Origin of the sequence: Nitratireductor sp. CH_MIT9313-5 (assembly GCF_037029545.1) — a bacterium.
GTDB lineage: Bacteria > Pseudomonadota > Alphaproteobacteria > Rhizobiales > Rhizobiaceae > Chelativorans.
The window spans coordinates 912054-936702 of sequence record NZ_JAYMER010000014.1; the positions used below are offsets into that span (position 1 = coordinate 912054).

The window sequence follows — 24649 nt, forward strand, 5'->3', positions numbered from 1 at the left end:
AGGTCCCGGATAGCCTTCAGCTTCCGGGATGACGGGTGGTGAGTATGCCATTGGCGTCATCCCGGCCGAGCGGAGCGAGAGCCGGGACCTATTGAGAGGCTGGGCCGGTATCCGCAGAAGGGGCAGCTGGTTGTGGTAGGCGTTTAGGCGAAGACCGGGCCGTGCTCTGCGATCTCCTGTCAATGGGTCCCGGATAGCCTTCGGCTTCCGGGATGACGGGTGGTGGATATGCCATTGGCGTCATCCCGGCCGAGCGGAGCGAGAGCCGGGACCTATTGAGAGGCTGGGCCGGTATCCGCAGAAGGGGCAGCTGGTTGTGGTAGGCGTTTAGGCGAGGACCGGGCCGCGCTCTATGTCGCTCTGCCAATGGGTCCCGGATAGCCTGCGGCTTCCGGGATGACGTGGAGTAACGCCCCCCCTACCGCCCCGGCCTGCCCGTCTTGCCCGGGCGCCGCTTTTTCCGCCGTTCTTCGCCGGCATCCTCGTATGAGCCCGCACCGATCTTGCCGCGGCGGGGCTGCAAACCGTCTTCACCTGAGCCAACCGACCCATACATGGGCATGGGGCGGTCGGGGGGCATGGCGTCGGCTTGGGGCTTCTTGGGCAGAGGCTTGCCGACCGGTTTTTCGGTGCGCCCGACCGTCATTTCGTCGAGATCGTTCTTGCGGAAGAGAGATTTGGACTCCGAAGCGCCCTCGCCCACCGTGCGGTGAAGCTGGCGGCCCTTGTTGTGCTGGCCTTTCCGGCGTCCCGAGGCGGGGCTTTCGGCTTCGACCTCGCGGGCCAGCGGGTCGTCGGAAATGGCGAGTTCCATCTCGCGCAGGCGCTTGACCTCGTCGCGCAGGCGCGCTGCCTCCTCGAAGTCGAGATCGGCGGCGGCGTCGCGCATGGCCTTTTCCAGATGCTCCAGATGCGTGGCGAGATTGTTGCCGACGAGATTGTTGGGATCGGTGCCCTTCGCACCGGTTATGTCGGCGCGGACGTGATCGCGCTCATAGACGGAATCGAGAATGTCGCCGATATTCTTCTTCACGCTTTCCGGCGTGATCCCGTTGGCGGCATTGTATTCGAGCTGCTTTTCGCGGCGGCGGTTGGTCTCTTCCATGGCCCGGCTCATGGAGCCGGTGATCTTGTCGGCGTAGAGAATGACGCGGCCATCGACATTGCGCGCCGCGCGACCGATCGTCTGGATGAGCGAGGTTTCCGAACGCAGGAAGCCTTCCTTGTCGGCATCGAGAATGGCGACGAGCCCGCATTCGGGGATGTCGAGGCCCTCGCGCAGAAGATTGATGCCGACAAGCACGTCGAAGGCTCCAAGGCGCAGGTCGCGGATGATCTCGATGCGCTCCAGCGTGTCGATGTCGGAATGCATGTAGCGCACACGCACGCCCTGCTCATGCAGATATTCGGTGAGATCTTCGGCCATGCGCTTGGTGAGGACCGTGCAGAGCGTGCGGTAGCCGGCAGAAGCAGTGGCGCGGATTTCGCCCAGCACGTCATCCACCTGAGCCTTGGCGGGACGCACCTCGACGGGCGGGTCGATGAGGCCGGTGGGACGGATGACCTGCTCGGCAAAGACACCGCCGGCTTCTTCCATTTCCCAATTGCCGGGCGTGGCCGACACCGCGACGGTGGTGGGGCGCATGGCGTCCCACTCCTCGAAGCGCAACGGGCGGTTGTCCATGCAGCTTGGCAGGCGAAAGCCATATTCGGCAAGCGTGGCCTTGCGGCGAAAGTCGCCGCGATACATGCCGCCGATCTGCGGGATCGTGACGTGGGATTCGTCGACGAAAAGCAGCGCATTGTCGGGGACATATTCGAACAGGGTCGGCGGCGGCTCACCTGGCTTGCGGCCTGTCAGATAGCGCGAATAGTTCTCGATGCCCGCGCAGGAGCCGGTGGCCTCCAGCATTTCGATGTCGAAACGCGTGCGCTGTTCCAGCCGCTGGGCCTCCAGCAGACGCCCGGCCTTTTCCAGTTCGGCCAGCCGCTGGGTGAGCTCGGCCTTGATGGAGCGGATGGCCTGGTTGAGCGTGGGGCGCGGGGTCACATAGTGCGAGTTGGCGTAGATCTTCACCGATTTCAGATCGCCGGTCTTCTTGCCGGTCAGCGGGTCGAATTCGGTGATGGACTCGATCTCGTCGCCGAACATGGAAATGCGCCAGGCGCTGTCTTCCAGGTGGGCGGGGAAGATCTCGATCGTGTCGCCGCGCACGCGGAAGGAGCCGCGCACGAAATTGATGTCCTGGCGCTTATATTGCTGGGCGACAAGATCGGCGAGCAACTGGCGCTGGTCGAGCCGGTCGCCGACCTCCATCTGGAAGGTCATGGCGGTGTAGGTCTCGACCGAACCGATACCATAGATGCAGGAAACGGATGCGACGATGATGACGTCGTCGCGCTCAAGCAGCGCGCGCGTGGCCGAGTGGCGCATGCGGTCGATCTGCTCGTTGATGGAGGACTCCTTCTCGATGAAGGTGTCGGAGCGCGGAACATAGGCTTCCGGCTGGTAGTAGTCGTAATAGGAGACGAAATACTCCACCGCATTGTCGGGGAAGAAGCTCTTGAACTCGCCATAAAGCTGCGCGGCCAGCGTCTTGTTGGGCGCGAGGATGAGCGCGGGGCGCTGGGTCTCCTCGATCACCTTGGCCATGGTGAAGGTTTTGCCCGAACCGGTGACGCCAAGCAGCACCTGGGTGCGCTCGTTTTCCTTCGCGCCAGCAACGAGATCGGCAATGGCAGTCGGCTGGTCGCCCGATGGTTTGAACTCCGTCGCCATCTTGAAGGGTATGCCGCCCTCGGATTTCTTCGGACGCTCGGGCCGGTGCGGCATCCAGCCATTGGTGACATTGGGATCACCGCCCTCGATCAGGCGGGACAATGCGGCTACCGTGGCCGTGACACCGGAGGAGGAGAGCTTCTCGGCATCCTCAAGCGCGACATCCATGCCCGCCACGGGATTGAGACCGGCCGCAGCGCGCTCCTTGGCGGAAGCGGCCCCGCCCATGGAGGTGCCGCGCGATGTGCGCGAGGCGTCCTTGGAACGGGCAGCCGGCTTCTTCTTCGCCTTGGGCTGCTTCTCGGCTTCGCGTGCGATCTCATCCGCCCAATCGGAGATGGAGCCGGAAAGCGGCGCGCCTTCGAACTCAGCCTGAGGGGCTTCCTCGAAGCCGGAATTCTTTTTCGGAGATGTCTTGGCCATGCGGGTGAATATGGAACTTCAATCCGCGCTTGGAAAGGGGCAGCGGGCGCAGAAATGGCGGCAACTGACAGGAGGCTGGCAGGAAGCGCGGCCCGCGCTCAGGCCGCATCCGCCTCAAGCTGGCGCGGCGTGACGAAACGCGTGAGACAGGCCGTGGCGTGGTCAAGTCCACTCCACGGTGCAGTCACGGTGAAACAGGCAAGTGCGGCGGTCGGGAATTTCTCGCGCATGCGCGCTATGGCATCACGGTCGGAGTTTTCGTCGGCAAGGCTCGAGGCGAGATCCTCCATCCCAGGATTGTGCCCGATCAGAAGCACCCGCGACGCATCCTCCGGCACGAGACGAAGGAGTGAGAGCAGGCGGTCCGCGGACGCATTGTAGATTGCATCGTCAAACTCTGCTTCCGAATAGCCCTGCCCCAGCTCGGTTGCCGCAAATCTCCAGGTCTGGCGCGTGCGCTGGGAAGGCGAAACCAGAACATGGTCGGGAAAGAGACCGTGTTCCGCCATGTAGCGCCCCATCAGCGGCGCGGCACGTTCCCCGCGCCGGGAAAGAGGCCGGTCGTGATCGGCAAGTGCGGGATCGTCCCAGCTGGATTTGGCATGTCTCAAAAGATAAAGCTCGCGCATCGCACCACCCTCCCTTTCACGCGGCGACCACCGTCGATCTTCCGAAAACCCGCAAAACCGCGATAGGGTTGCACGGATCGATGATATTGCGGCTCGACAGGTGGCACGGGTGAAATTATCTACAATTCATGAGCCCGCGCAAAGAGACCGTTGCCGCCCGCATCGCGCGGGTGCTTTCCCAAAGGATCATTTCCGGTGAACTGGCCGCTGGCGAGCGCCTGCGCCAGGATCATCTGGCCGAGGAATTCGGTGCGAGCCATGTGCCCGTGCGCGAAGCCTTCCGCCTTCTTGAGGCGCAAGGGCTTGCAGAAAGCGAACCGCGGCGCGGCGTGCGCGTGACCAGCTTCAGCCAGGAGCGGGTGCGCGAAGTGGCCGAAATGCGCGCCGCACTGGAAGCACTGGCGCTGCGCGAAGCCGCACCGCATCTCACATCCGCCATATTGGCCGAAGCCGAAGCGGCAACACTGGCAGGCGACAAGGCGGCAGATGTCGTGGCATGGGAGGAAGCAAACCGCCGCTTCCACCGCACCATCCTCGCGCCCTGCAAGATGCCGCGGCTCATGGCGGCAATCGACGATCTTCATGCCGCCAGCGCGCATTTTCTCTTCTCCGCCTGGCGAAGCGAATGGGAGCCACGCACGGACCGCGATCACCGCACGATCCTCCACCACCTGCGTCGCGGCGAAGTGGATGCAGCAGCCGAAGCGCTTGCCCGCCATGTGAAGCGGGTGGGACACAAACCGACGGAGAAGGCGGGCAAAGAAGCTGCCTCGATCTTTCTGATGCCGGGTTAGCCGCTGGGCTAGTTGTGGTTTGTATTGCCTGCCCAGAACGCGGGCACCTTCCGCAGCGACCAGCCGTGCGTCGTAATGGTTCCCGGCTCTTTCCTTGATCAGCGGGGATGACGCGGGTGGCTCCTGAAGTTCGCCTTCTATTCTGAGACCACCCCCCTTCTGCCCTGCCGGGCATCTCCCCCACAAGGGGGGAGATCACTCGCGGCCATGTCGGCACTCCATCGTGACGAATAAGCGCAACACCCAAGCCGGCCAGTCTCCCCACCCGTGGGGGGTGAGTAGCGGTTGACCGCAGGTCAAGACAAAGCCAACGATTTGGCTTTGTCAGCGCCCGAACGCGCGGAGCGAAAGCGCAGCGCAGTCCGGCAGGACAGAAGGGCGCGCGCAGGGCGCGATCTTCTCCACCTCCTCCTACACCACCACTGCCGTTATCTTGGGAGCAGTTAGGCTAGGGGCCATAGGCAGCAGTTCGCAAAGCGACCCCGTCCTCGGTGCATGCCCCCCAGCACGTTTCGTGGAGACCACCCACAGCTCTCATTAGCTCCCCGCGCTCCCCCTGGTTGGCCGGGATGAGGCTTACGGGAGGCTTCACGACGCTTGTATTCCCGAACAGCACGAGGCGCCTAGCACGCAAAACACATCCCCCCTCTTGCATCGCCGATCCATCTGCGCCGTAATAATCAATGGAATCGCAAAATTATCTATAATCTGCTTTGGAGAGATGAATGACCCAGCTTGCCACCCCCGCCTTCAGCCCCCTTCGGCTTGAGGAGCGCTCGCTTGCCTATAAGGCAGGTGCGGTTCTGTTCGGCACGATCGGACTGGCCGTGGCTTCCCGCATAGAAGTGCCGATGGTGCCCGTTCCTGTCACGATGCAGACCTTCGCGATTTGCATGGTTGGTGCGTTATACGGGGCGCGGATGGGGATGATCACTGTGCTTGCATGGCTTGGCCAGGCTATGATCGGCCTTCCCGTTCTTGCCGGCGGCGCTGGTGGACTGGCGCATTTTGCAGGTCCCACCGGCGGTTATCTGGCGGCCTTTCCGCTGATGGCGCTGATGGTTGGCTGGCTTGCCGAACGCGGCTGGAACCACTCGCGCCCGCTGCTCGCATTCACCTCCATGCTGGCAGCAAATCTGTTCTGCCTCGCATTGGGCGGCGCGTGGCTAGCAAGCCTGATCGGCCTGGAAAAGGCCATCGCGCTTGGTGTTACGCCCTTCATTCTCGGTGGCGTTTTGAAGTCGGCGCTCGGCTCCGCCAGCCTGGTCGCACTCAATCGCGGCTGGACGAAGAAGACGAACTGATCCGGCAGGCGAACCAGCAGAGGCTGCATCCGGACAAGCGGGTGCAGCCCGTTCACCAGCGAGAATTCCGGCAATGACCGTGAGACTGCGCCCGCATCACCTGCTCTGCACCCTGACCTATGTTGGCCACGGATACAGTGCGGGGTTTGCACGAAACATGGACGAGGTCATCAGCCGCATGAACCATGGGGAGCCGGCGCTTGTGGTTGAGGGCCCCGACGATATATGCGCGCCGCTTCTTCAAACTGAAAATCCTCACTGCCTGGGCGCCAGCGTGCGCGAGCGGGACCATGCCGCGGCCCTTTCGATCAGCCGCGCAACCGACCTGGAGATCAAGCCGGGGAGGTTGATCCGACTGACGCCCGACCGCATCGCCGAATTCCGCACCAGCTTCACGAGCGGCAAGACCAGGAAAGCCTGTCTCGGCTGTCAATGGAGCAGGCTGTGCACCAGCGTGAGCAAGGAAAGCTTCGCATCATCCAGGCTGATCGCATAAATTACCCGGGCTTTATTTGAACATTATTACCCCCTATCAATTCCAGGGATTGTTGATAGGAGAATTTCAGACATGACTGATTGCACGGCTTTTTCGGGAAACAGGCGCGTGGCCGCGGGCAGCAAATTGCAGGTCGCACTCGAACTCAAGCGCCTTGGCCTGACCGAAAATATTCTGATCTTTGAAGATGCCACAGGTCGCCAGATCGACTTTGATCTCTCCGGCGACGAAAGCGACATCGCGCGCAGACTTATAGGTTCCGGGACAGAGGAAGCCGCGCGCGGCCGTGGCCGCCCTCGCCTCGGCGTGGTATCTCGCGAAGTGACATTGCTGCCAAGGCACTGGGAGTGGCTAGGCAGACAGCGGGGCGGCGCCTCTGCAGCGCTGCGCCGCCTGATTGATGAAGCACGAACCGCCGATATGCCGAATGAGCGTGCCGACGCGGCCCGCGCCCGGGCTGATCGCTTCATGTTGGCAGTGCTTGGTGACCAACCCGGCTATGAAGAGGCATCACGTGCGCTGTATGCGGGAGACCGGCAACGCTTTGAGGAGATGAGCGCGGACTGGCCAGCGGATCTGCGCGACCATGCAAGAATACTTGCGGAAGCGGCGTTTGCCTGAGCGGCCATCAGGAAAGGGCTGAGAACTTCAGGGGCCGGAACCGTGACGCGAACTCGGCCCCTCACCAACCAACGTTTCCTCAAGAATGGAGAATACGAGACGCACGCGACGGCTGGGATAGAGCTCGCGATGGGTGGTCAGCCACAAAGGAACGGAGACCGGCTCGAAATCGGGTAACACGATCTCAAGCTCACCGAACCGCTCAGCCATATCTGCGGTCAACATGGTGACACCGAGGCCCGCCCGTACCATTTCGCCGAGTGCAATTCCGTTGTCGACAACCAGCCGAAACCGGCTGAGATCGATGTCCAGCCCCCGCGCCGATAGAAACGCCTGAAATCGCTCGATGGGCGGCAAACCCATGAAGTCGAGAGCAGCCAGTTCCCGTAAGGATCGCGGCCGCCCCACACGATCAAGATAGGCCCTGGACGCATAGAACCTTGCGGAGGTGACACCGATCTGCCGCGCCACCAGATCCGGCTCCGCCGGTTGGACGTGCCGCAAGGCGATATCCGCTTCGCGGCGGCGCAAGTCACGCAGATCGTTGGAAACGACAAGCTCGACACCCAGACCCGGAGCGACCTCGAAGACCCGCTCGACTACCTTCGGCAACTGGAATGCGGCCATGGCATCGGTTGCCGTGATGCTGACGCTGCCGGTTACCGCCTCGCTGCGACCGGAGGCGGCCAGCGAGACCTCAAGCGCCGCCTCTCCCATTGCGCGAAAATGCACAAGCATCTCCCGCCCCGCATCGGTAAGATGCAGCTTGCGCCCCATCCGCTCGAACAACCGCACGCCAAGCCTGTGTTCAAGCTGCGCCACCTGGCGGCTGAGTGTCGGCTGGGTTTGGCGCAGAGCCCGCGCCGCAGCGGAAAACGAACCGGCTTCCGCGGTGGCCAAAAATGCGCGGGCCTGGTTCCAGTCAAAGGGCATACGGCTCTGATCCATACATTAATGTATAGATGGAATGTCAAATTCGGCAATTCTTACTTGGTCTGCGTATGGTTATGGTGCCGGTGACTTCTTCATCGATCCGAGACCGACCATGCACGCCACAGATACAGCCCCATTCTGGAATCGCACCGCGCCCCGTTATGCCAAGAGCCCAGTTGCTGACGAGGACGCCTATCAAAAGACGCTGGAACACACCCGCGCGCATCTGGATTCAAAGATGGATGTGGTCGAGCTTGGCTGCGGCACCGGCACCACGGCCAGCCTTCTGGCAGGCTCAGTAAAACGCTACACCGCAACGGATATCTCCCAAGGCATGTTGACCATTGCGCGGGAGAGACATGGAAAGCAGGAGGCAGCGAACCTCACTTTCCGCCAAGCCAGCCTGTTCGATCTGGCGAACGAGGAAAAGCGGTATGACGCGATACTCGCCTTCAACCTGCTGCATCTGGTTGATGATCTCCCCGGCTATCTGCGCGGGATGCGGCAATTGCTGGCACCGGACGGGATGATCGTCGTGAAGTCCCCCTGCCTTGCCGGACGGCCGCTCTTTTGGCTCGCCATCAGGACAATGCAGATCTTCGGCAAGGCACCCCCAGTTTACTTCTTCACCGCGAAGGAGTTTGAGGCAATGCTGGAAACCGCAGGCTTTCACATCATCGAACGCGGTGACTATCCAGTGAAGGCACGAAGCCGCTTCCTCGTGGCACGACCCAGGCTGGAAGCTGCAGGCGATCGCTGACAAGCGCCCTGCCCGCACGGTCCACTGGCGCACCTTCTCCCGTTACTCCGGGGGCGTAGAAAGCACAGCCCGCGCATTCTCTCATTTTGCATTGTCTTGCTAACGACACATATCCGTGTCATGGTCCGCGCCTGTTCGGGTGATTGCAGACCCGGAGACTGGAAGAGTTTTTATTGGACGACCCCTTTCCCCGAAATCGTAAGCTCTCGACGACCGCGAACCTGCGCGCAGTGCGCAGACGCAATTACTAATGGGAAAAGGAGTTTCCCCATGTCTCAGACCGGCACCGTAAAGTTTTTCAATTCCACCAAGGGCTTCGGCTTCATCACGCCGGACAATGGCGCGAAGGACGTGTTCGTTCACATCTCCGCTGTTGAGCGCTCTGGCATGCAGGGCCTCGCCGACGGCCAGAAGGTTTCCTTCGACACCGAAGAAGACCGCATGGGCAAGGGCCCGAAGGCAGTGAACCTGGCTGAGGTCTAATGCTTCAGGCCCTTTGGGCCGAGGTTTTGAACTGATGGAAAAGCGCTGGCCCCGGTCAGCGCTTTTTCTTTTGCGAAAATTTACTTCCCCTGGGGAAGCGGCGTGGCGATCTGCCTGCAACAACAGACAATTGGACGGGCAATATCCCGGATCAATTGCAATTGCAGATCGTCATGAAACTTTCGCTTGCCGGATGATCGAAAATCTGGAAAGCTTCGCACCGTTCGGGCATTTGCCGGCCCGGAGACTGGAATAGCATGCCCCGGGACAAGATCGCATAACGGCAACCGGGAAGTCGGAAAAATCGGCCCGAAAGGGCGCGGACGACGGAGCCTGGCGCTCAAGCTGACTGTTTCTTCTCCCCCAGTAAAGGACCGGAACCGGAGAGGTGCTCGCGGCACCTGATCCGAAATCAGCATGGAAAGTCGGGAGAAAGGACATTCCCCATGTCGAATAGCGGTACCGTCAAATTCTTCAACCACAGCAAGGGCTTTGGCTTCATCACGCCGGAAGCGGGCGGCAGTGATGTGTTTGTCCATATTTCCGCAGTGCAGGCCTCCGGTCTGCCGGGTCTGGAAGACGGGCAGAAGGTGACCTTCGACACCGAGCCGGACAAGCGCGGCAAGGGTCCGAAGGCAGTCAATCTTCAGCTGGGCTGAGGACCTGCTCTCCGCCTGAGGATGGCGGAGATGGCTTTGAAGGATGGGCCTTGCGGCCCGTCCTTTTTCTTGGAGTACAGGAGCGCTTCAGTCCCGCGCGGCCGCTTCCAGCGCCGCAATGTCGAGCTTGACCATCCCCATCATGGCCTGACCGACCCGTGCTACAACCGAAAGGTCTTCGTGTTGCATGAGCTCGAAAAGCTGGCGGGGTGCGATCTGCCAGGAAAGCCCCCACCGGTCGCGCAGCCAGCCGCATTGCTCGTAAGTGCCGCCCTCGCCCAAGGCCTTCCACAACCGGTCGATCTCGGCCTGCGTGTCGCAGGTGACCATGATGGAGAAGCGATGATTGAGCGCTTCGTCGGTCGGCGCCTGCAAGGCGAGATATTGCTGCCCCAGAAGGGTGAAGGCACCAAAGCGCACGCGATGTTCGGGCGGAGTGCCCGGTGGCATCGGCTGATCGTTGAGAAGGTCGATACGCGCGTCATCGAATATCGACACGTAAAACCGCATTGCCTCCTCCATATCGCGGTCGAACCAGATGAAGGGTGTGTTTTTCATGGCAGTCTCCCTTTGATGATGCGTTGCTCTGACAAGGACGCAAAGCATCGCCGCGATCCGACAGACCGGGTCTGAAATTCTGCCCCCGCCTGGCTCCCTTGGCACCAGAAAAGCATGGATTAACCATTCAGGTGGCGTTCAGGATGAGAGCGCTAGCGTGACTTCCATCATGGCGCGGCAAATTCCGCGTGATGTCTGGAGAACACGACGATGAAGACGATTTTCAAGAACAGCCTCTACGGCCTCGCGGTCGGCGCAACCGCCCTCGCCGCCACGACCGCGGCTGAAGCCCACCCCGACCGTTATCACCACGAGCACACCTATGTGAAGCGGGACAACGACGCCCTTGTCGCCGGCATTGCCGGCCTTGCCGTGGGCGCAATTGCCGGCAGCATGCTTGCCCAGCAGCGCCCGCCCCAGCCACGCTATATCGATCCGCCGGTCAGCGACTATGACCGCTACGAGACCGGATATCGCCGTTACGAGTACCGGCCGGCCTATCGCAATCACGACTACTACCCGCCCGCGCGCAGCTATCGTGTGCGCGAGGTACGTGATGTACGCGATCCCTCTTATGAACCATGGACGCGTGAGTGGTTCCGCGCCTGTGAAGCCCGTTATCGCAGCTTCAATCCGCGCACCGGCACCTATACCACCTATGGCGGTGAAAAGCGTTTCTGCCAGCCTTGAGGCAGTTGCCAGACAATGAAGGGCGGCTTTCGAGCCGCCCTATTCTTTTCTACTTCATTCCAGTCAGAAACGGATTGCTCCGCCGCTCGTCACCGATGCGGCTGCCCGGACCATGGCCGCACAGGAACCCGACATCATCGCCCAGCGGCAGTACCTTGTCACGAATGGAGGAGAGCAGTGTGTCATGGTCGCCGCCGGGCAGATCCGTGCGCCCGATCGAGCCGTTGAAAAGAACATCGCCCAGATGCGCGAAACGCGCGGCCTCGTTGAAGAAGATGACATGGCCCGGTGCATGGCCGGGACAATGGAAGACCGAAAAGTCATGACCCGAGAAGGACAGCGTCTCGCCTTCTTCCAGAAAGCGGTCGGGCGTGCAGTTGCGCACCTTACCCGGCAGGCCGAACATCTGCGCCTGCTGCTCCAGATTTTGCAGAAGCGGAGTGTCGTCGCGATGCGGGCCGATGATGTCGACGCCAAGTGCCTCCTTCAGATCCATCGCACCGCCGGCATGGTCGATATGACCATGGGTCAGCCAGATGGCATCGACCGTGACACCGGTCTCGCGCACCGCCTCGACGATCTGCTCCACATCGCCGCCGGGATCGATGACGACGCCGCGCTTTGTTTCGCCGTCAAACAGCAGCGTGCAGTTCTGCTGGAATGGCGTGACCGGTATAATTGCGGCCTGAAGCTGTCCTGCCATGTCTGCCCTTTCGCCTTGGCTGAATATGTTTTCAAGGGAGTGGCAAAAGAAAACGGGCGGCACAAGCCGCCCGTTGAAAAACGTGCCAAAAAGCCGAACCGGCTCAGGCTTTCTTCATCGCACCCATGACCGCACCGACGACCGCGGTGAGAATGCCACCACCGGCAGCACCGCCAATGGCATCGCCAAGAAGGCCGGACAGCGCGCCCGCGTCACCGCCAAGGCTGCCAAGCAGCGCACCGCCACCGACACCACCAACAACACCGCTGATGATCTTCATCGCATGGCCCATCGCCGCTTTCTTGACGACAGCACCGACAGCCTCGCCACCGATGACACCGGTGACTGCCTGAATAATAATCGGAAGTAAGGCTTCCATATCTGCTCCCTCATGCAAATACCGACTCACCGCCGGCATCGACATGTGAAGCCACGTTACACGCAGAAGTCAAATAGGTTGCAAATTATACGCGTATCAAAGTTGCGCTGGAAGGCGGCCTATTCGGCCGCCATACGCTGGCGCGGACGCACTTCTTCGGCGTAGTCGTTCATCAGAAGACGTGCGATTTCACCCACTTCGAAGCGGTACGGGCCGATCTCGGATACCGGCGTGACTTCGGCTGCCGTGCCGCACAGGAAGCACTGCTCGAAGCCTTCCATCTCCTCGGGCATGATGGCGCGCTCGATCACCTCGATGCCACGACGCTTGGCAAGCGCGATGACGGTGCGGCGCGTGATGCCGTCGAGGAAGCAGTCCGGCGTCGGCGTGTGCAGCGCGCCGTCCTTGACGAAGAAGACATTGGCGCCGGTAGCCTCGGCCACGCGACCACGCCAATCGAGCATGAGCGCATCGGTATAGCCCTTGGCTTCCGCCGCATGCTTGGAGAGCGTGCAGATCATGTAGAGACCGGCAGCCTTGGAACGCGAAGGCGCGGTGCGCGGATCAGGGCGGCAATATTCGGCCATGTCGAGACGGATGCCTTTCAGGCGCTGCTCCGGATCGAAATAGCTCGGCCATTCCCAGATGGCGATGGCCAGATTGATGCGGTTCTTCTGAGCGGAGACACCCATCATCTCGCTGCCGCGCCAGGCAATCGGGCGGACATAGGCGTCCTCAAGCCCCTGCTTGGCAAGAAGCTGACGGCAGGCATCGTCGATCTCGGCGACCGACCACGGAATCTCGAAGCCGAGAATACGAGCACTCTCATGCAGACGCTCGGTATGCTCGGTCAGTTTGAAGATCTCGCCACCATAGGCGCGCTCGCCTTCAAACACCGCACTTGCATAATGCAGGCCATGGGTCAGCACATGTACCTTGGCATCCGCCCATTTTACGAAATCGCCGTTGAACCAGATATAGCCGTCCAACTGATCAAAGGGGACCGATGCCATCTTAACCTCTCATGCGGGCGCTCCACCCGCCAATTGCAGCGTGACCTGTAACAACTGACTATGCCAGCACTTGAGCCGCACTGGCAAATCCACTTGCAGGATGTTTTGTTCTGGCCGCGAAAGCGAATAAAAAAGTTCGCCAAATGCGGAAAACATTATCAAAAATTATCAATGCGCCAAATTTATGTCAATATGGCTGACATAAAATCGAAGCCATGGACCAAGAGATGACCAAAACTGCCGACAGCCCTCCCGAAGCCTATATCGCCAAGGTCGGCGATGATGATCTGGACTTCACGCTGATCGAGCTCCTGTTCTACGCCTACCGCGATTTCACCTCCGACCCCGATGCGATACTGGCGAGCTATGGTTTCGGCCGCGCGCATCACCGTGTCCTGCATTTCGTGAACCGCCGGCCGGGGCTGACGGTTGCCGAATTGCTGGAGGTGTTGAGGATCACGAAGCAGAGCCTTGCGCGCGTTCTAAAGCAGCTTGTCGACACCGGATTTGTGGTGCAGGTTCAGGGACCTCGCGACCGCCGCCAGCGCAAGCTCTATCCGACGCGAAAAGGGCATGACCTGGCGCTGGAACTGGCCCTGCCTCAGTCACGCCGCATCCATGCGGCACTGGAGGAAGCCGGTTTTGACGACCGCGAGGCGATTGAAAAATTCTTGAGGGCCATGGTCAATCCGGAGCTGCGTGCGCAGATGGACGGGCCACAGGCAAAGGAAGGATCGGGCAGACGCGATGAGCCAGGCTGAACAGTCAATGCACGAACCGCCAAGCGATGACGCTCCCCACCTGCTGGTGGTGGATGACGACACGCGCATTCGCACGCTTCTCAACCGCTTTCTGCGGGAGAATGGTTTTCGCGTAACAATTGCCGGCAATGCCGCCGAAGCGCGTCGCAAGCTGGCCGGTCTCGACTTCGATCTGATCGTGCTCGACGTGATGATGCCGGGTGAAGACGGTGTATCGCTCACCCGTTCACTGCGCGAGGAAAAGGAAGTGCCGATCCTGATGCTGACCGCCCTGTCCGAAACGGACAATCGGGTGGATGGCCTTGAAGCCGGCGCGGATGACTATCTGCCAAAGCCTTTCGACCCGCGTGAACTGGTCCTTCGCGTCAACAATATCCTGCGGCGTGGCGGCCCCTCGAACACCCAGCCCAAGCTCGAGCAGATCGTCTTCGGCCCCTACACCTTCAACATTCCCCGCCGCGAGCTGAAGCGCTCCGGCGAGATTCTGAAACTGACCGACCGCGAGCGCGAGATCATGGTGTTGTTCGCAGAGCGCGCGGGCGAGACCATACCCCGTCACGAACTGGTGGGCGGCGATGCCGAAGTGGGAGAACGCACCATCGACGTGCAGATCAACCGACTTCGTCGCAAGATCGAGCAGGACCCGTCAAACCCGATCTGGCTGCAGACGGTGCGCGGGATCGGCTATCGCTTGAGTGTGGAATAGGAACCGCGTTCCAGCGTCAAAGCTTGACGCCGGGCTGCCTGACAGCCTGCGCCACCCAATCGGCAATGCGATCATGATCGAGGGGATCATCCTCGTGGAGATCGAGATAGCGTGTGCCCGGATCCCTCGACTCCTTCGGCGGCGGAGGGACAAGGGACTTGCCCTGCAGGAAGCCCAGCTGCACATATTTCTTGTAGCAGTAGAGCGAGAGGAACCAGCCGTCCTCCTTCCCATAGAGCGGGGTATTCCACTTCACGGCCTTTATCACACCGGGAAAGACATCGACCACGATCAGATCCACCTGCCGACCAATCGTGCTCTTCCAGCCGGGCATGGCCTGGATATAGGCCTGAACCGGCCCATCCCCCTCGCCTTTCGGGATCTGAGGGTTTCCGCTGGACAGAAGCCGTGCCTTGCCATCATTGCTCATGCAGCATGGTCTAGCCGAAACGGATGACAGGATTGAGGCGGTGATGCGCGGGTTTGCGAAGTAGAAGCCGAACCAGGAAGTGAATTGCGCCACCCTCCCCCATACCCACAACGCTCCCCTTCGGCTAAGCTGGTGCATCACTTGATGAATTCACGGGCCGGGGCGCTTCCTTTTTAATGAACGACATGCAGGACGAAGAGCGCAGGGACTGGCAGCAGGGGTGGCGTGGGTTTCGGGCAAGCGCGATGCAGACCTATGTGGCTGCGCGCACGCCCTGGCGGCGCTTCTGGCGGCAGGTTTCCCGCTATATGCCCAAGCGGCTTTATGCGCGCTCGCTCATCATCGTGATCGCACCGATGATCCTTCTGCAATCGGTCATCGCCTTCGTGTTCATGGAACGCCACTGGCAGACCGTGACACAACGCCTATCGCAGGCCGTCACCAGGGATATCGCTGCAATCATCGAGCTGATCGAACAGTTTCCCGACGAGGAAGCTCATGCGGATATCATCCGCATCGCGCAGGAAAAGATGGCGCTGAAAGTCTCGATCGAGCCGCCCGACCCTCTGCCTCCGCCCGGTCCAAAGCCCTTCTTCTCGATCCTCGATCAGACGCTGGGCGAAGAGATCACGCGGCAGATCAACCTGCCCTTTTGGCTGGATACGGTGGGCGATTCCAATATCGTGGAAATCCGCATCCGCATGGAAGAGAATGTCTTGCGCATCTTTGCCCGGCGCAGCCAGGCCTACGCGTCCAACACACATATCTTCCTGCTTTGGATGGTGGGCACCTCGCTCGTGCTGCTTTCCATCGCGGTCGCCTTTCTGCGCAACCAGATCCGGCCGATCCTGCAACTGGCGGAAGCTGCCGAGAGCTTCGGCAAAGGCAGACCCAATCCCAATTTCCGCCCGCGTGGCGCGGAAGAGGTCCGCCGCGCCGGCACGGCCTTCGTGAAGATGCGCGAACGCATCGAGCGTCAGATCGAGCAGCGAACGGCCATGCTCACCGGCGTATCGCATGATTTGCGCACGATCCTCACCCGCTTCAAGCTGCAACTGGCCCTTTCCACGGATGAGGACATCAAGGCGCTGGACCAGGATGTCGAAGACATGCGTTCCATGCTGGAGGGCTATCTGGCCTTTGCCAAGGGCGAGGCCTCCGAAGACCCCGGCCACCTCGACCTGCAGGCGCTGCTCGACAAGCTTGACGAAGAAGCCCGCCTGCGCGGTGCGACCTTCCACGGCAAGCTGACGGGCGACCCCGAAATTCTCGTGCGCCCCAATGCGTTCTCGCGCCTGGTATCCAATGTCGTGGGGAATGCCTTCCGTTATGCCGACAGCGTTTGGGTGGACGCTGTTCACGGCCGTGGCAGCCTTGTCATCACGGTAGATGATGATGGCCCCGGTATCCCCGAAGACAGCCGTGAGGATGTGTTCAAACCCTTCGTGCGGCTGGATGCGGCGCGCAACCAGGACGAAAGCGGAACCGGTCTCGGCCTCTCCATCGCCCGCGACATCGCCCGCAGCCATGGCGGCGACGTGGTGCTGGAAGACAGCCCCAGAGGCGGTCTGCGCGTCGTGATCAGGGTGCCGGCATGATCAGGTGGCAGTGAGCGTCTCGACCATCACCCGCCCGATATCGGCGATCGCAGCATTGCGCTCGCTCATGTCGCCTCGAGTATCAGTGACGTAGACGCTGGCAAGTACGGGTTTGCGCTCCGGCGGCCAAATGACCGACACGATACCCCGCGTGCCATGTCCTCCCGCACCTGTCCTGTCCCCGATGACCCAGCCCGCCGGCAACACGCTTCGGAAAAGTGGCTGCGCGACCTTGTTGTCCAGAAGCCACTTGCGGAACTGCTCACGCGATGCAGGCTGCAGCACGTTGCCGAATGTGATGGTCCGAAGGCTGGCGGTAATCGCCTTGGGTGTAGTCGTGTCGCGCGGGTCACCCGGTCGCCCTTCAGTCATGTCGGGCTCCTTTCGGTCGAGACGCGAGACATCATCGCCGATCGAGCGCATGAACTGCGTCCACCCCTGCGGTCCGCCCAGACTGTCGGTGATGAGATTGGCGGCGGTGTTGTCACTCATGGTGGTTGCCGCTTCGCACAGCTCGAAAACACTCATGTAACCGCCGATACGCTTTTGCGTGACAGGTGCGTAACGAGAAATGTTTTCGCGTCTGATTGGGATGAGGCGCTGCAGATCTTCCTCGCCCCTGTCGACCCGTGCCAACACGGCAGCTGCGGCAAATGCCTTGAAAGTGCTGTTCATCGGAAAGCGTTCATCCGCACGATGCAGCCAGTGCTGCCCGGAATGCGTGTCGATGATGATCGCGCCGAGTCGCCCTCCAAGCTCGGCTTCGGTGGCTGTAAGTTTCCCGGCTAGCCTGTCACCGGCCACTGTGGAAACGGTTGAAGACATCGTGCTCAATGCAAGAGCGGCCATGCCCGCACAGTAGTCGCGGCGGTTCATCGACAAGCCCATGGAATATTTCCTGTAGAAAAGGGGGACCAGAAAACCTCGAGGCGAGGCTGCGAGCGATTGATGGTCAATCTGTGACTGAATGCCCTCATCTCACAAGTTTGACGCGCATGCTATGCTAGCCACGATACTTTTCGTCTGCCATTTCAGGAAAGGAGTTTTCTAATGTTGAGATTTCTAATCATCGCCATCCCGTCATTTCTCGTGGGCTGTGTCTTCGGAGCTGCTGGCTGGTATCTGGCTTCCCCCCTGTTCATCGATCGCGTCGTCAGCGAGGAACTGGCCAGCGGGAACAATGTCGAAGCGCTTTATGCGGGAGAATTCCGCGGCGCGGACAGCGCACATCAGGCGGGCGGCACGGCTCTTGTCGTGAAGCGGGCTGATGGTCGTGCAGAATTGCAGCTCAAGGATTTCAGGGTGACGAATGGTCCGGACCTCGTCATTTACCTGTCGAAAAACAGCGATCCGATGAATGCGCGGGACATCACCGAGAGTGAATTCGTCAACTTGGGAGCATTGCGCGGCAATGTGGGAGACCAATCCTACACGCTGCCATCAGATCTTGATCTGGCAACGTACAAATCGGCCGTCATCTGGTGCGAGCAGTTTTCGGTACTGTTCGCCGCAGCAAGACTGGGAGTACAGGGCAACGCTGCGAACTAGTGCAGGCGCGAGCCGTTCGGCACAGGCTTGCCGACTGCCGCAAGCACGATGTCACCATTTTCGTCGGAAAAGCCCAGCGTAAGGACTTCGGACATGAAGGGGCCGATCTGTCGTGGCGGGAAGTTGACCACCGCCATGACCTGTCGGCCAACAAGCTCTTCGGGCTTGTAATGGACGGTGATCTGGGCGGAAGACTTCTTCACGCCGATGTCGGCGCCGAAATCTATTTTAAGCTTGTAGGCAGGCTTGCGGGCTTTCGGAAAGTCTTCCGCCTCGACAATGGTGCCGACGCGGATATCCACCTTCAGAAAATCGTCGAATGAGATTTCAGCCGCCTTTTCCCCACCCATGGTCGCGACCTCAAGCTGTGCCGAAGGTCTCGAAGAGCACGGCATTGAGCGCATCCTGAGCGCTGGTGCCAGACCAAATCACATACTGGAATGCCTGATAGTAGCACTCGCAGGCTTCCAATGCGCTGTTGAGCATGACTTCAACCTGCTGGCCGGTCGGCTCCACGCCGCCGGCAAGAACGAGCGCCTGGCGGAACATGATGACATTCTCGCGCTCCCAGAAGTCGAAATGGCCGAACAGCATCTGCTCGTTGATGAGCGAGAGAAGCCGCATCACTTCAAGAGCACGCTTTTCCGGCACCTTCAGATCGAAGGCGCAAGCCACATGAAGTGCCTCGAACTCTTCCATCCAGGAGAAGGAGACATTGTAGTCGGTCCAGGTACCGGCCACGGAAATGGCGATTTCATCATCGCCATTGCGCTCGAAGCTCCAGTCATTGGAATTGGCGACATGCTCGATCACATCCACCGGGTGGGCTTCACGCGTCATGTCGAGTTCAAGAAGGCTCATAAATTCTGCTTTCCCGTAGTTTGCCGCGCCCACACGCAGCGCAAATTGCACATGCAGTTCACACGCACTTACAAAGATACTGGTGAACGAAGCGGACGTTTAGAAAACTTACGCGCAAACAACTCGCCGCCCCTCTTCGCTGCTGACCCCGTTTCGAATCATGCAGCAAATTCAGTGTATTGATGCGGCATTGCGAGACCAGCCCTTTTTTGGCGTCTCACGTCCCCCCATGTGGATAGACTGGTTCTACCCAGGATTCATGCCCAGCCCCAAGTGACTCTCGCGACTGGACTTTTTCGACTTTCACACAGGTGAAAATTTACGGAAAATTATTTTTTTGCAGTGCGGCCACTTGCCGGTTTTTTCGCTGATTCTTCAGCAGTTTCGGTCGCAGCCGACAGCCGAGCTTCCAGCGCCTCGATTCGAGCCGACAGCGCTATGTTTTCCTCACGCGCCTTTACCGCCATCTCGCGAACGGCTTCAAACTCCTCACGCTGTACGAGATCCATCGAATTGAGCATGCGCTCCGCCTGCGCGCGGAATGCGGTTTCGACCTCACGCCTGACACCCTGCGCCGCACCGGCGGCGTCGGTCATCAGGCGGGCGAAATCATCGAGTATGCGATTGGACGAATTGGTCATGGCTTGGCCCTCAGATATCCTTTGATGGAGAGGTAGGGCCAGAACCGGGCGAATGCAAGGAAAGCAAGCGGGTTGCGGAGGGCCGCATCGGTACATGATACCGCTTTGCCTTGACCTTGGATCGTCCCCTCGCCTATCTGCAGACGAATTCATGGCGCGGGAGGTCCGCTTGAACGAATATATGCTGCTGCCGCTGGCGGCCTTACCCTTTCCCCAGATCGACCCTGTCATTTTCCAGATCGGCCCGCTTGCGGTGCACTGGTACGGGCTCGGATATGTCGTCGGCATTCTGTTTGCCTGGTGGTACACCAAGCGCATGGTTTCCACTCCCCGGCTGTGGGCCCATGACACGCCGCCCATGAAGCCGCTCGACCTTGACGACTTCGTCATCTGGGCAGCGCTCGGCGTGGTGGTGGGCGGACGTCTTGGTTACGTTCTCTTTTACGATTTCGCCCGCTCCGTCTCTGATCCCTTGAGCATCTTCGCGGTGTGGGAAGGCGGCATGAGCTTTCACGGCGGCATGCTGGGCACGATCGTGGCCATGGTGCTTTTCGCACGCAATCGCGGCATCAATCCCTGGTCCATGCTGGACACGATCGCCGCTGCCGCGCCGGTGGGCCTCGGCCTTGTGCGCGTGGCCAATTTCATCAATGCCGAGCTTTGGGGACGTCCAAGCGACGTACCCTGGGCAATGGTCTTTCCCGGTGCGGGCGATCTGCCGCGCCATCCAAGCCAGCTCTATGAAGCCGCGCTTGAAGGGCTCGTCCTGTTCCTCGTGCTGCGCGTCCTCACCCACCATGCAATGAAGCTCAAGAAACCGCGCTTTGTCGGCGGAGCCTTCATCTGCGGCTACGGGCTGTCGCGCATTTTCGTCGAATTCTTCCGCGAGCCGGATGCGCATATCGGCTATCTGGCAGGCGGCTGGCTGACCATGGGCATGGTCCTGTCCACGCCGATGGTGCTCGCCGGCATCTGGGCCATGGTGACAGCAAAGACACCGGCAAAAGCGGCTGCATGAGCGAGCTGAAGCGCAAGATCGCAAGGCTGATCGAGGCCGCCGGGCCGATCAGCGTCGCGGACTATATGAGTCTGTGCCTGCTTGATCCCGAGCACGGCTATTACACGACCCGTGAGCCTTTCGGCGAGAAAGGCGACTTCATCACCGCGCCCGAAGTCAGCCAGATGTTCGGGGAACTGGTGGCGGTGTGGCTCTACAGCGCGTGGAAAGCCTGCGGCGCGCCCGCCGCACCCGTTCTGGCCGAGATTGGTCCGGGACGCGGCACCATGATGGCCGACATGCTGCGCACGCTGGAACGGCTTGATCCATCGTTCCTGTCTGACGCCAAGCTGATCCTGATCGAGGCCAGCGCGCGACTGTCAAAGGTCCAGCGCGAGACTCTCGGTCAGCGTGCGGAAAATTGCACATGGATCGCGGATGTAGGCGACCTTCCCGAGGGGCCTCTCTTCATCGCCGGCAATGAGCTCTTTGATGCGCTTCCGGTGCGCCAATATGTGAAGACGGCGCAGGGTTGGCGCGAGCGCATGATCGGACTGGATGATAAGGAGCAGCTGGCCTTTGTTGCAGGCGCGGGATCGCTGGAGACTTCGCTCCTGCCCGAGGGGGCAGACAATGCTCGCGAAGGTGCGATCGTTGAAATTGCGCCTGCGCGCACGGCCATGATGCAGCGTATTGCAGAAGCTCTGGCCAGGCGCGGCGGCGCCGGGCTTTTCCCAGATTACGGCTATGAGAAACCTGCCATCGGCGACACGCTGCAGGCGCTGCGTGCCCATGCATATGATGATGTTCTGGCGCATCCCGGCGAGGCGGATATCACTGCTCATGTGGATTTCCACGCATTGAAACAGGCAGCGAAGTCGCATGGGCTGTCTGCCCGCACCATGAGCCAGGGCGATTTCCTGCTCGGCCTTGGACTACTGGAGCGCGCGGGGCGTCTGGGTGCAGGGCGCAGCCACGGCGAACAGGAAGCCATTCGCGATGCGGTGGAGCGGCTGGCAGGTCCTGAGACGATGGGCGAACTCTTCCGCGTGCTCGCGGTGACGCCATCCACGGTCACCGTCCCACCCTTCACATCCGCGCATTGACTTGAACACAACCCTGCCCCACCATCCGCACCCGGCGGGCAAGCATCATGAAGGCGGCTTATGCTGAACACCCCGAAACCGGAGCCGATCCGCTCCCCACTGATCGAGGAACATGCCGCTTCAGCCGGCATCAGGCACGGCTTTTTCACGCGCCAGGGCGGCGTTTCAGGCGGCATCTATTCGTCGCTCAATATCGGGCTTGGCTCAGATGACGACCGCGAGGCCGTGCTTGAGAATCGGGCACGCGTGGCAACAGCGATGGGCGTGGCGCGCGATCATGTGGTGACGTTGCATCAATGCCATTCTCCAACCGCCCTTGTCGTGCGCGAACCCGTGGCGACACCTCTTCCCAAAGCTGATGCCCTCGTCACCGATGTGCCTGGCTTGGCACTCGGAGCGCTGGCAGCCGATTGCGGCCCCGTTCTGTTTGCCGATCCGAAGGCGCGCGTGATCGGTGCCGCCCATGCCGGCTGGAAAGGTGCACTGACGGGCGTACTGGAAAGCACAATCGAGGCAATGGAAGAACTGGGTGCAAGGCGCGAGAATATTGTCGCCACGCTCGGCCCCTCGATCAGCCAGGAAAATTACGAGGTGGGGCCAGAGTTCGTCGATCGCTTCACGGCGGAAGACAATGGCAATGCGATCTATTTCCGCCCGTCAGACAAACCCGAACATGCGCTGTTCGATCTCAACACCTACACGCTCGACCGGCTGAAAAAGGCAGGTGTCACGGCAAGCATGCTTGGCCTTTGCACCTATGCCGATGAAGAGCGGTTCTATTCATACAGGCGGGCCACCCATCGCGGCGAGCCGGATTACGGGCGGCAGATTTCCGCCATTGCACTGGAGACGATTTGATGGCGCTTCATTTTGAGAAGTCGGAATATGACGCACGCCTCGACCGCCTGGTCATGGCCATGTCGGAGCGCAAGCTGGATGTCATGCTGCTTTTCGCACAGGAAAGCATGTATTGGCTGACGGGCTATGACACCTTCGGCTTCTGCTTTTTCCAGTGCCTCGTCGTGAAATCCGATGGCTCGATGGTCCTGCTGACACGCTCGGCGGATCTGCGCCAGGCACGCCATACGTCCACCATCGAGAACATCTCGCTATGGAGCGATCGCCACGGCGCCGACCCAACTGTTGATCTGCGCAACCTGCTCAACGATCTGGACCTGCTCGGCGCACGCATTGGCGTGGAGTATGACACGCACGGACTGACGGCGAAGAACGGGCGCCTGCTCGACGAGCAGCTTCAGACCTTTGGCAAGATCGAGGATGCATCCGACATCGTGGACGGCTTGCGTCTCATCAAGAGCGAAGCGGAGATCGCCAAGGCACGCAAGGCCGGCAAGCTTGGCGATGACGCATTCGACGCCGCGTTGCCTCTTATCCGCCAGGGTGGGGACGAAGCAGAGATTCTTGCGGCCATGCAGGGCGCGGTCTTTGCCGGCGGCGGCGACTATCCAGCCAACGAATTCATCATCGGCTCGGGTCCGGATGCACTTCTGTGCCGCTACAAGGCGGGCCGGCGCAAGCTGAACAAGAACGACCAGCTCACGCTGGAATGGGCCGGCGTCTATCATCACTACCATGCGGCCATGATGCAGACGGTTCTCACCGGCAAGCCGAGCAAGCGCCATCAGGAACTGTTCGAGGCGGCCCGCGATGCGCTTCTGGCCTGCGAGAAGGCCATGAAACCTGGCAACACCTTTGGCGACGTGTTCGATGCCCATGCCCGTGTAATGGAAGCGCATGGCCTGACCAAGCACCGGCTGAATGCCTGCGGCTATTCCGTCGGCGCGCGCTTCTCGCCCTCATGGATGGACCCGCAGATGTTCTATGCGGCCAATCCGGAAGAGATCGCGCCGAACATGACGCTTTTCGCTCACATGATCATCATGGATTCGGAAACCGGGACCGCCATGTGCCTTGGCCGCACATATCTTACGACGGAAGGTGAGCCGGAAAACCTCTCCCGTCATGGCCTTGATTTGATCGTACAGTAAGGTTCTATAAGGGAACGGGGACGCATGACGATCCGGACAACAACCGGACGGGGATGATGACGATGAAAATGCGCCTGGCATTTTTGGGGCTTGCACTGGCCGTGCAGGGCTGCACCGGCACGGACGCGCTGAACGGAATCAGACCGCAGGCAGGCGTGCCCGGCGGTGCCACGCAGACGACCGCGCTCGCCGCACCATCGGGTGGAGGAGTGGCACCACAGGCGCAGGCGCCAGCCGCGCAAGGCCAGACCGCACTTGCGCCCGCAACACAGCCTCAATCCCAATCACAAGTGGAGCGCGCGCCGGTTTCAGCGCCGCAACAGCAGCAGCCGCAGCCGCAGCAGACACAAATCGCGCCACAGGCAACACAGCAGGCCGCCCTGCCCTCCGGCAGCAGTGTCCAGTTCGCGCCCGTAATCGGTGCCACGCCCCAGGCGCTCGCCGCACTCTCGCGGGGTCTCACATCACGCGCTGCCGCCCGAGGGCTCAACATCACCCAAGGCTCCGCACCCTATCTGATGAAAGGCTATTTCTCGGCCATGGCCGATGGCAGCGCCACCAGCGTGATCTATGTGTGGGATGTGATGGATGGCTCCGGCAACCGCGTTCACCGCATCCAGGGACAGGAAAAGGCCGCCGGCAGCAGCGGTGACGGCTGGTCTTCGGTCAATGACGCCACCATGGAAGCCATCGCGGCCAAGACCGTCGACGAACTCGCAAACTGGATCAGCCGCCGCCGCGGGTGATCTGCCCGCGATTATCCGGCCG

General features: G+C 60.8%; 29 protein-coding genes. 17 read left to right on the forward strand and 12 right to left on the reverse strand.

Annotation, left to right across the window (positions count from 1 at the left end):
- Positions 1-418: 418 nt before the first annotated feature.
- Both uvrB and WA367_RS11945 read right to left on the reverse strand, forming a co-directional pair.
- On the reverse strand, positions 419-3202 hold the full coding sequence (gene uvrB / locus WA367_RS11940) for an excinuclease ABC subunit UvrB (protein ID WP_336056952.1): 2784 nt from the start codon (positions 3200-3202) through the stop codon (positions 419-421).
- A 98-nt stretch (positions 3203-3300) separates the two neighbouring features.
- On the reverse strand, positions 3301-3831 hold the full coding sequence (locus WA367_RS11945) for a SixA phosphatase family protein (RefSeq protein WP_336056953.1): 531 nt from the start codon (positions 3829-3831) through the stop codon (positions 3301-3303).
- A gap of 128 nt (positions 3832-3959) precedes the next feature.
- Here WA367_RS11945 and WA367_RS11950 point away from each other — a divergent pair, with 128 nt between their 5' ends.
- The 4 genes from WA367_RS11950 (at position 3960) to WA367_RS11965 (ending at position 7046) form a co-directional block, all read left to right on the forward strand.
- Positions 3960-4625 carry a GntR family transcriptional regulator gene (locus WA367_RS11950; RefSeq protein WP_336056954.1) on the forward strand — a complete coding sequence of 222 codons (666 nt, stop codon included), beginning with the start codon at positions 3960-3962 and terminating at the stop codon, positions 4623-4625.
- A 725-nt stretch (positions 4626-5350) separates the two neighbouring features.
- Positions 5351-5929, forward strand: a complete 579-nt coding sequence (locus tag WA367_RS11955; protein WP_336056955.1) for a biotin transporter BioY — start codon at positions 5351-5353, stop codon at positions 5927-5929.
- A 73-nt stretch (positions 5930-6002) separates the two neighbouring features.
- A complete protein-coding gene (locus tag WA367_RS11960; protein ID WP_336056956.1) occupies positions 6003-6425 on the forward strand; it encodes a DUF1284 domain-containing protein in 423 nt (140 codons plus the stop codon).
- Positions 6426-6497: 72 nt separating this feature from the next.
- Positions 6498-7046, forward strand: a complete 549-nt coding sequence (locus WA367_RS11965) for a DUF2239 family protein (RefSeq protein WP_336056957.1) — start codon at positions 6498-6500, stop codon at positions 7044-7046.
- Between the two features lie 27 nt (positions 7047-7073).
- Here the strand turns inward: WA367_RS11965 and WA367_RS11970 are convergent, their stop codons facing one another.
- Positions 7074-7994, reverse strand: coding sequence for a LysR family transcriptional regulator (locus WA367_RS11970; RefSeq protein WP_336056958.1), 921 nt, complete (start codon positions 7992-7994; stop codon positions 7074-7076).
- Positions 7995-8091: 97 nt separating this feature from the next.
- On the opposite strand from WA367_RS11970, the gene WA367_RS11975 reads away from it, so the two are divergent.
- From WA367_RS11975 to WA367_RS11985, 3 genes are all read left to right on the forward strand, one after another.
- Positions 8092-8739 (forward strand): class I SAM-dependent methyltransferase, encoded by a 648-nt coding sequence (locus tag WA367_RS11975; protein WP_336056959.1) that lies wholly within the window; start codon positions 8092-8094, stop codon positions 8737-8739.
- Positions 8740-9009: 270 nt separating this feature from the next.
- The gene (locus WA367_RS11980) at positions 9010-9222 is read left to right on the forward strand and encodes a cold-shock protein (RefSeq protein ID WP_336056960.1); all 213 of its coding nucleotides are present in this window, start codon (positions 9010-9012) and stop codon (positions 9220-9222) included.
- Between the two features lie 446 nt (positions 9223-9668).
- Positions 9669-9881, forward strand: a complete 213-nt coding sequence (locus tag WA367_RS11985; protein WP_336056961.1) for a cold-shock protein — start codon at positions 9669-9671, stop codon at positions 9879-9881.
- 87 nt (positions 9882-9968) lie between these two features.
- Here the strand turns inward: WA367_RS11985 and WA367_RS11990 are convergent, their stop codons facing one another.
- Complete coding sequence (locus WA367_RS11990; RefSeq protein WP_336056962.1) at positions 9969-10439, reverse strand: VOC family protein; 471 nt, start codon at positions 10437-10439, stop codon at positions 9969-9971.
- A gap of 210 nt (positions 10440-10649) precedes the next feature.
- On the opposite strand from WA367_RS11990, the gene WA367_RS11995 reads away from it, so the two are divergent.
- Positions 10650-11129, forward strand: a complete 480-nt coding sequence (locus WA367_RS11995) for a BA14K family protein (RefSeq protein WP_336056963.1) — start codon at positions 10650-10652, stop codon at positions 11127-11129.
- 49 nt (positions 11130-11178) lie between these two features.
- On the opposite strand, the gene WA367_RS12000 is transcribed toward WA367_RS11995, so the two are convergent.
- The 3 genes from WA367_RS12000 to WA367_RS12010 form a co-directional block, all read right to left on the reverse strand.
- Complete coding sequence (locus WA367_RS12000) at positions 11179-11832, reverse strand: MBL fold metallo-hydrolase (protein WP_336056964.1); 654 nt, start codon at positions 11830-11832, stop codon at positions 11179-11181.
- Positions 11833-11935: 103 nt separating this feature from the next.
- Positions 11936-12211, reverse strand: coding sequence for a hypothetical protein (locus WA367_RS12005; RefSeq protein WP_336056965.1), 276 nt, complete (start codon positions 12209-12211; stop codon positions 11936-11938).
- Positions 12212-12330: 119 nt separating this feature from the next.
- Entirely contained in the window at positions 12331-13224 is an 894-nt protein-coding gene (locus tag WA367_RS12010) for a branched-chain amino acid aminotransferase (RefSeq protein WP_336056966.1), read from the reverse strand.
- 227 nt (positions 13225-13451) lie between these two features.
- On the opposite strand from WA367_RS12010, the gene WA367_RS12015 reads away from it, so the two are divergent.
- Together WA367_RS12015 and WA367_RS12020 are read left to right on the forward strand one after the other, a co-directional pair.
- Complete coding sequence (locus WA367_RS12015; RefSeq protein ID WP_336056967.1) at positions 13452-13985, forward strand: MarR family winged helix-turn-helix transcriptional regulator; 534 nt, start codon at positions 13452-13454, stop codon at positions 13983-13985.
- Positions 13972-14691, forward strand: a complete 720-nt coding sequence (locus WA367_RS12020; RefSeq protein ID WP_336056968.1) for a response regulator transcription factor — start codon at positions 13972-13974, stop codon at positions 14689-14691. Before WA367_RS12015 ends, WA367_RS12020 begins: the two co-directional genes overlap by 14 nt.
- A 16-nt stretch (positions 14692-14707) precedes the next feature.
- Here WA367_RS12020 and WA367_RS12025 read toward each other — a convergent pair whose 3' ends face one another.
- Complete coding sequence (locus tag WA367_RS12025; RefSeq protein ID WP_442935577.1) at positions 14708-15121, reverse strand: DUF1801 domain-containing protein; 414 nt, start codon at positions 15119-15121, stop codon at positions 14708-14710.
- A 245-nt stretch (positions 15122-15366) separates the two neighbouring features.
- Here WA367_RS12025 and WA367_RS12030 point away from each other — a divergent pair, with 245 nt between their 5' ends.
- A complete protein-coding gene (locus tag WA367_RS12030) occupies positions 15367-16719 on the forward strand; it encodes an ATP-binding protein (protein WP_336057122.1) in 1353 nt (450 codons plus the stop codon).
- On the opposite strand, the gene bla is transcribed toward WA367_RS12030, so the two are convergent.
- A complete protein-coding gene (gene bla / locus WA367_RS12035; RefSeq protein WP_336056970.1) occupies positions 16720-17607 on the reverse strand; it encodes a class A beta-lactamase in 888 nt (295 codons plus the stop codon).
- Between the two features lie 162 nt (positions 17608-17769).
- Between bla and WA367_RS12040 the strand changes: the two genes are divergently transcribed.
- Positions 17770-18267, forward strand: a complete 498-nt coding sequence (locus WA367_RS12040; RefSeq protein WP_336056971.1) for a DM13 domain-containing protein — start codon at positions 17770-17772, stop codon at positions 18265-18267.
- On the opposite strand, the gene WA367_RS12045 is transcribed toward WA367_RS12040, so the two are convergent.
- From WA367_RS12045 to WA367_RS12055, 3 genes are all read right to left on the reverse strand, one after another.
- Positions 18264-18617 (reverse strand): tRNA-binding protein, encoded by a 354-nt coding sequence (locus WA367_RS12045; RefSeq protein WP_336057123.1) that lies wholly within the window; start codon positions 18615-18617, stop codon positions 18264-18266. The genes WA367_RS12040 and WA367_RS12045 overlap by 4 nt on opposite strands.
- A 10-nt stretch (positions 18618-18627) precedes the next feature.
- A complete protein-coding gene (locus WA367_RS12050; protein ID WP_336056972.1) occupies positions 18628-19128 on the reverse strand; it encodes a YbjN domain-containing protein in 501 nt (166 codons plus the stop codon).
- A gap of 329 nt (positions 19129-19457) precedes the next feature.
- The gene (locus WA367_RS12055) at positions 19458-19769 is read right to left on the reverse strand and encodes an accessory factor UbiK family protein (RefSeq protein ID WP_036479468.1); all 312 of its coding nucleotides are present in this window, start codon (positions 19767-19769) and stop codon (positions 19458-19460) included.
- 169 nt (positions 19770-19938) lie between these two features.
- Between WA367_RS12055 and lgt the strand changes: the two genes are divergently transcribed.
- The 5 genes from lgt (at position 19939) to WA367_RS12080 (ending at position 24627) form a co-directional block, all read left to right on the forward strand.
- On the forward strand, positions 19939-20787 hold the full coding sequence (gene lgt, locus WA367_RS12060) for a prolipoprotein diacylglyceryl transferase (protein ID WP_336056973.1): 849 nt from the start codon (positions 19939-19941) through the stop codon (positions 20785-20787).
- Positions 20784-21872 (forward strand): class I SAM-dependent methyltransferase, encoded by a 1089-nt coding sequence (locus tag WA367_RS12065; RefSeq protein ID WP_336056974.1) that lies wholly within the window; start codon positions 20784-20786, stop codon positions 21870-21872. The genes lgt and WA367_RS12065 overlap by 4 nt, the downstream gene beginning before the upstream one ends.
- 60 nt (positions 21873-21932) lie before the next feature.
- On the forward strand, positions 21933-22730 hold the full coding sequence (pgeF, locus tag WA367_RS12070) for a peptidoglycan editing factor PgeF (protein ID WP_336056975.1): 798 nt from the start codon (positions 21933-21935) through the stop codon (positions 22728-22730).
- On the forward strand, positions 22730-23881 hold the full coding sequence (locus tag WA367_RS12075) for a M24 family metallopeptidase (RefSeq protein WP_336056976.1): 1152 nt from the start codon (positions 22730-22732) through the stop codon (positions 23879-23881). The genes pgeF and WA367_RS12075 overlap by 1 nt, the downstream gene beginning before the upstream one ends.
- Before the next feature lie 62 nt (positions 23882-23943).
- Positions 23944-24627, forward strand: coding sequence for a hypothetical protein (locus WA367_RS12080; protein WP_336056977.1), 684 nt, complete (start codon positions 23944-23946; stop codon positions 24625-24627).
- Positions 24628-24649: the final 22 nt, after the last annotated feature.

What these genes read in the sequence shown, in the direction of transcription:
- uvrB (WP_336056952.1), bottom strand. Translation starts at nt 3,202, where the DNA reads ATGGCCAAGACATCTCCGAAAAAGAATTCCGGCTTCGAGGAAGCCCCT.
- WA367_RS11945 (WP_336056953.1), bottom strand. Translation starts at nt 3,831, where the DNA reads ATGCGCGAGCTTTATCTTTTGAGACATGCCAAATCCAGCTGGGACGAT.
- WA367_RS11950 (WP_336056954.1), top strand. Translation starts at nt 3,960, where the DNA reads ATGAGCCCGCGCAAAGAGACCGTTGCCGCCCGCATCGCGCGGGTGCTT.
- WA367_RS11955 (WP_336056955.1), top strand. Translation starts at nt 5,351, where the DNA reads ATGACCCAGCTTGCCACCCCCGCCTTCAGCCCCCTTCGGCTTGAGGAG.
- WA367_RS11960 (WP_336056956.1), top strand. Translation starts at nt 6,003, where the DNA reads ATGACCGTGAGACTGCGCCCGCATCACCTGCTCTGCACCCTGACCTAT.
- WA367_RS11965 (WP_336056957.1), top strand. Translation starts at nt 6,498, where the DNA reads ATGACTGATTGCACGGCTTTTTCGGGAAACAGGCGCGTGGCCGCGGGC.
- WA367_RS11970 (WP_336056958.1), bottom strand. Translation starts at nt 7,994, where the DNA reads ATGGATCAGAGCCGTATGCCCTTTGACTGGAACCAGGCCCGCGCATTT.
- WA367_RS11975 (WP_336056959.1), top strand. Translation starts at nt 8,092, where the DNA reads ATGCACGCCACAGATACAGCCCCATTCTGGAATCGCACCGCGCCCCGT.
- WA367_RS11980 (WP_336056960.1), top strand. Translation starts at nt 9,010, where the DNA reads ATGTCTCAGACCGGCACCGTAAAGTTTTTCAATTCCACCAAGGGCTTC.
- WA367_RS11985 (WP_336056961.1), top strand. Translation starts at nt 9,669, where the DNA reads ATGTCGAATAGCGGTACCGTCAAATTCTTCAACCACAGCAAGGGCTTT.
- WA367_RS11990 (WP_336056962.1), bottom strand. Translation starts at nt 10,439, where the DNA reads ATGAAAAACACACCCTTCATCTGGTTCGACCGCGATATGGAGGAGGCA.
- WA367_RS11995 (WP_336056963.1), top strand. Translation starts at nt 10,650, where the DNA reads ATGAAGACGATTTTCAAGAACAGCCTCTACGGCCTCGCGGTCGGCGCA.
- WA367_RS12000 (WP_336056964.1), bottom strand. Translation starts at nt 11,832, where the DNA reads ATGGCAGGACAGCTTCAGGCCGCAATTATACCGGTCACGCCATTCCAG.
- WA367_RS12005 (WP_336056965.1), bottom strand. Translation starts at nt 12,211, where the DNA reads ATGGAAGCCTTACTTCCGATTATTATTCAGGCAGTCACCGGTGTCATC.
- WA367_RS12010 (WP_336056966.1), bottom strand. Translation starts at nt 13,224, where the DNA reads ATGGCATCGGTCCCCTTTGATCAGTTGGACGGCTATATCTGGTTCAAC.
- WA367_RS12015 (WP_336056967.1), top strand. Translation starts at nt 13,452, where the DNA reads ATGACCAAAACTGCCGACAGCCCTCCCGAAGCCTATATCGCCAAGGTC.
- WA367_RS12020 (WP_336056968.1), top strand. Translation starts at nt 13,972, where the DNA reads ATGAGCCAGGCTGAACAGTCAATGCACGAACCGCCAAGCGATGACGCT.
- WA367_RS12025 (WP_442935577.1), bottom strand. Translation starts at nt 15,121, where the DNA reads ATGAGCAATGATGGCAAGGCACGGCTTCTGTCCAGCGGAAACCCTCAG.
- WA367_RS12030 (WP_336057122.1), top strand. Translation starts at nt 15,367, where the DNA reads ATGCAGACCTATGTGGCTGCGCGCACGCCCTGGCGGCGCTTCTGGCGG.
- bla (WP_336056970.1), bottom strand. Translation starts at nt 17,607, where the DNA reads ATGGGCTTGTCGATGAACCGCCGCGACTACTGTGCGGGCATGGCCGCT.
- WA367_RS12040 (WP_336056971.1), top strand. Translation starts at nt 17,770, where the DNA reads ATGTTGAGATTTCTAATCATCGCCATCCCGTCATTTCTCGTGGGCTGT.
- WA367_RS12045 (WP_336057123.1), bottom strand. Translation starts at nt 18,617, where the DNA reads ATGGGTGGGGAAAAGGCGGCTGAAATCTCATTCGACGATTTTCTGAAG.
- WA367_RS12050 (WP_336056972.1), bottom strand. Translation starts at nt 19,128, where the DNA reads ATGAGCCTTCTTGAACTCGACATGACGCGTGAAGCCCACCCGGTGGAT.
- WA367_RS12055 (WP_036479468.1), bottom strand. Translation starts at nt 19,769, where the DNA reads ATGACCAATTCGTCCAATCGCATACTCGATGATTTCGCCCGCCTGATG.
- WA367_RS12065 (WP_336056974.1), top strand. Translation starts at nt 20,784, where the DNA reads ATGAGCGAGCTGAAGCGCAAGATCGCAAGGCTGATCGAGGCCGCCGGG.
- pgeF (WP_336056975.1), top strand. Translation starts at nt 21,933, where the DNA reads ATGCTGAACACCCCGAAACCGGAGCCGATCCGCTCCCCACTGATCGAG.
- WA367_RS12075 (WP_336056976.1), top strand. Translation starts at nt 22,730, where the DNA reads ATGGCGCTTCATTTTGAGAAGTCGGAATATGACGCACGCCTCGACCGC.
- WA367_RS12080 (WP_336056977.1), top strand. Translation starts at nt 23,944, where the DNA reads ATGAAAATGCGCCTGGCATTTTTGGGGCTTGCACTGGCCGTGCAGGGC.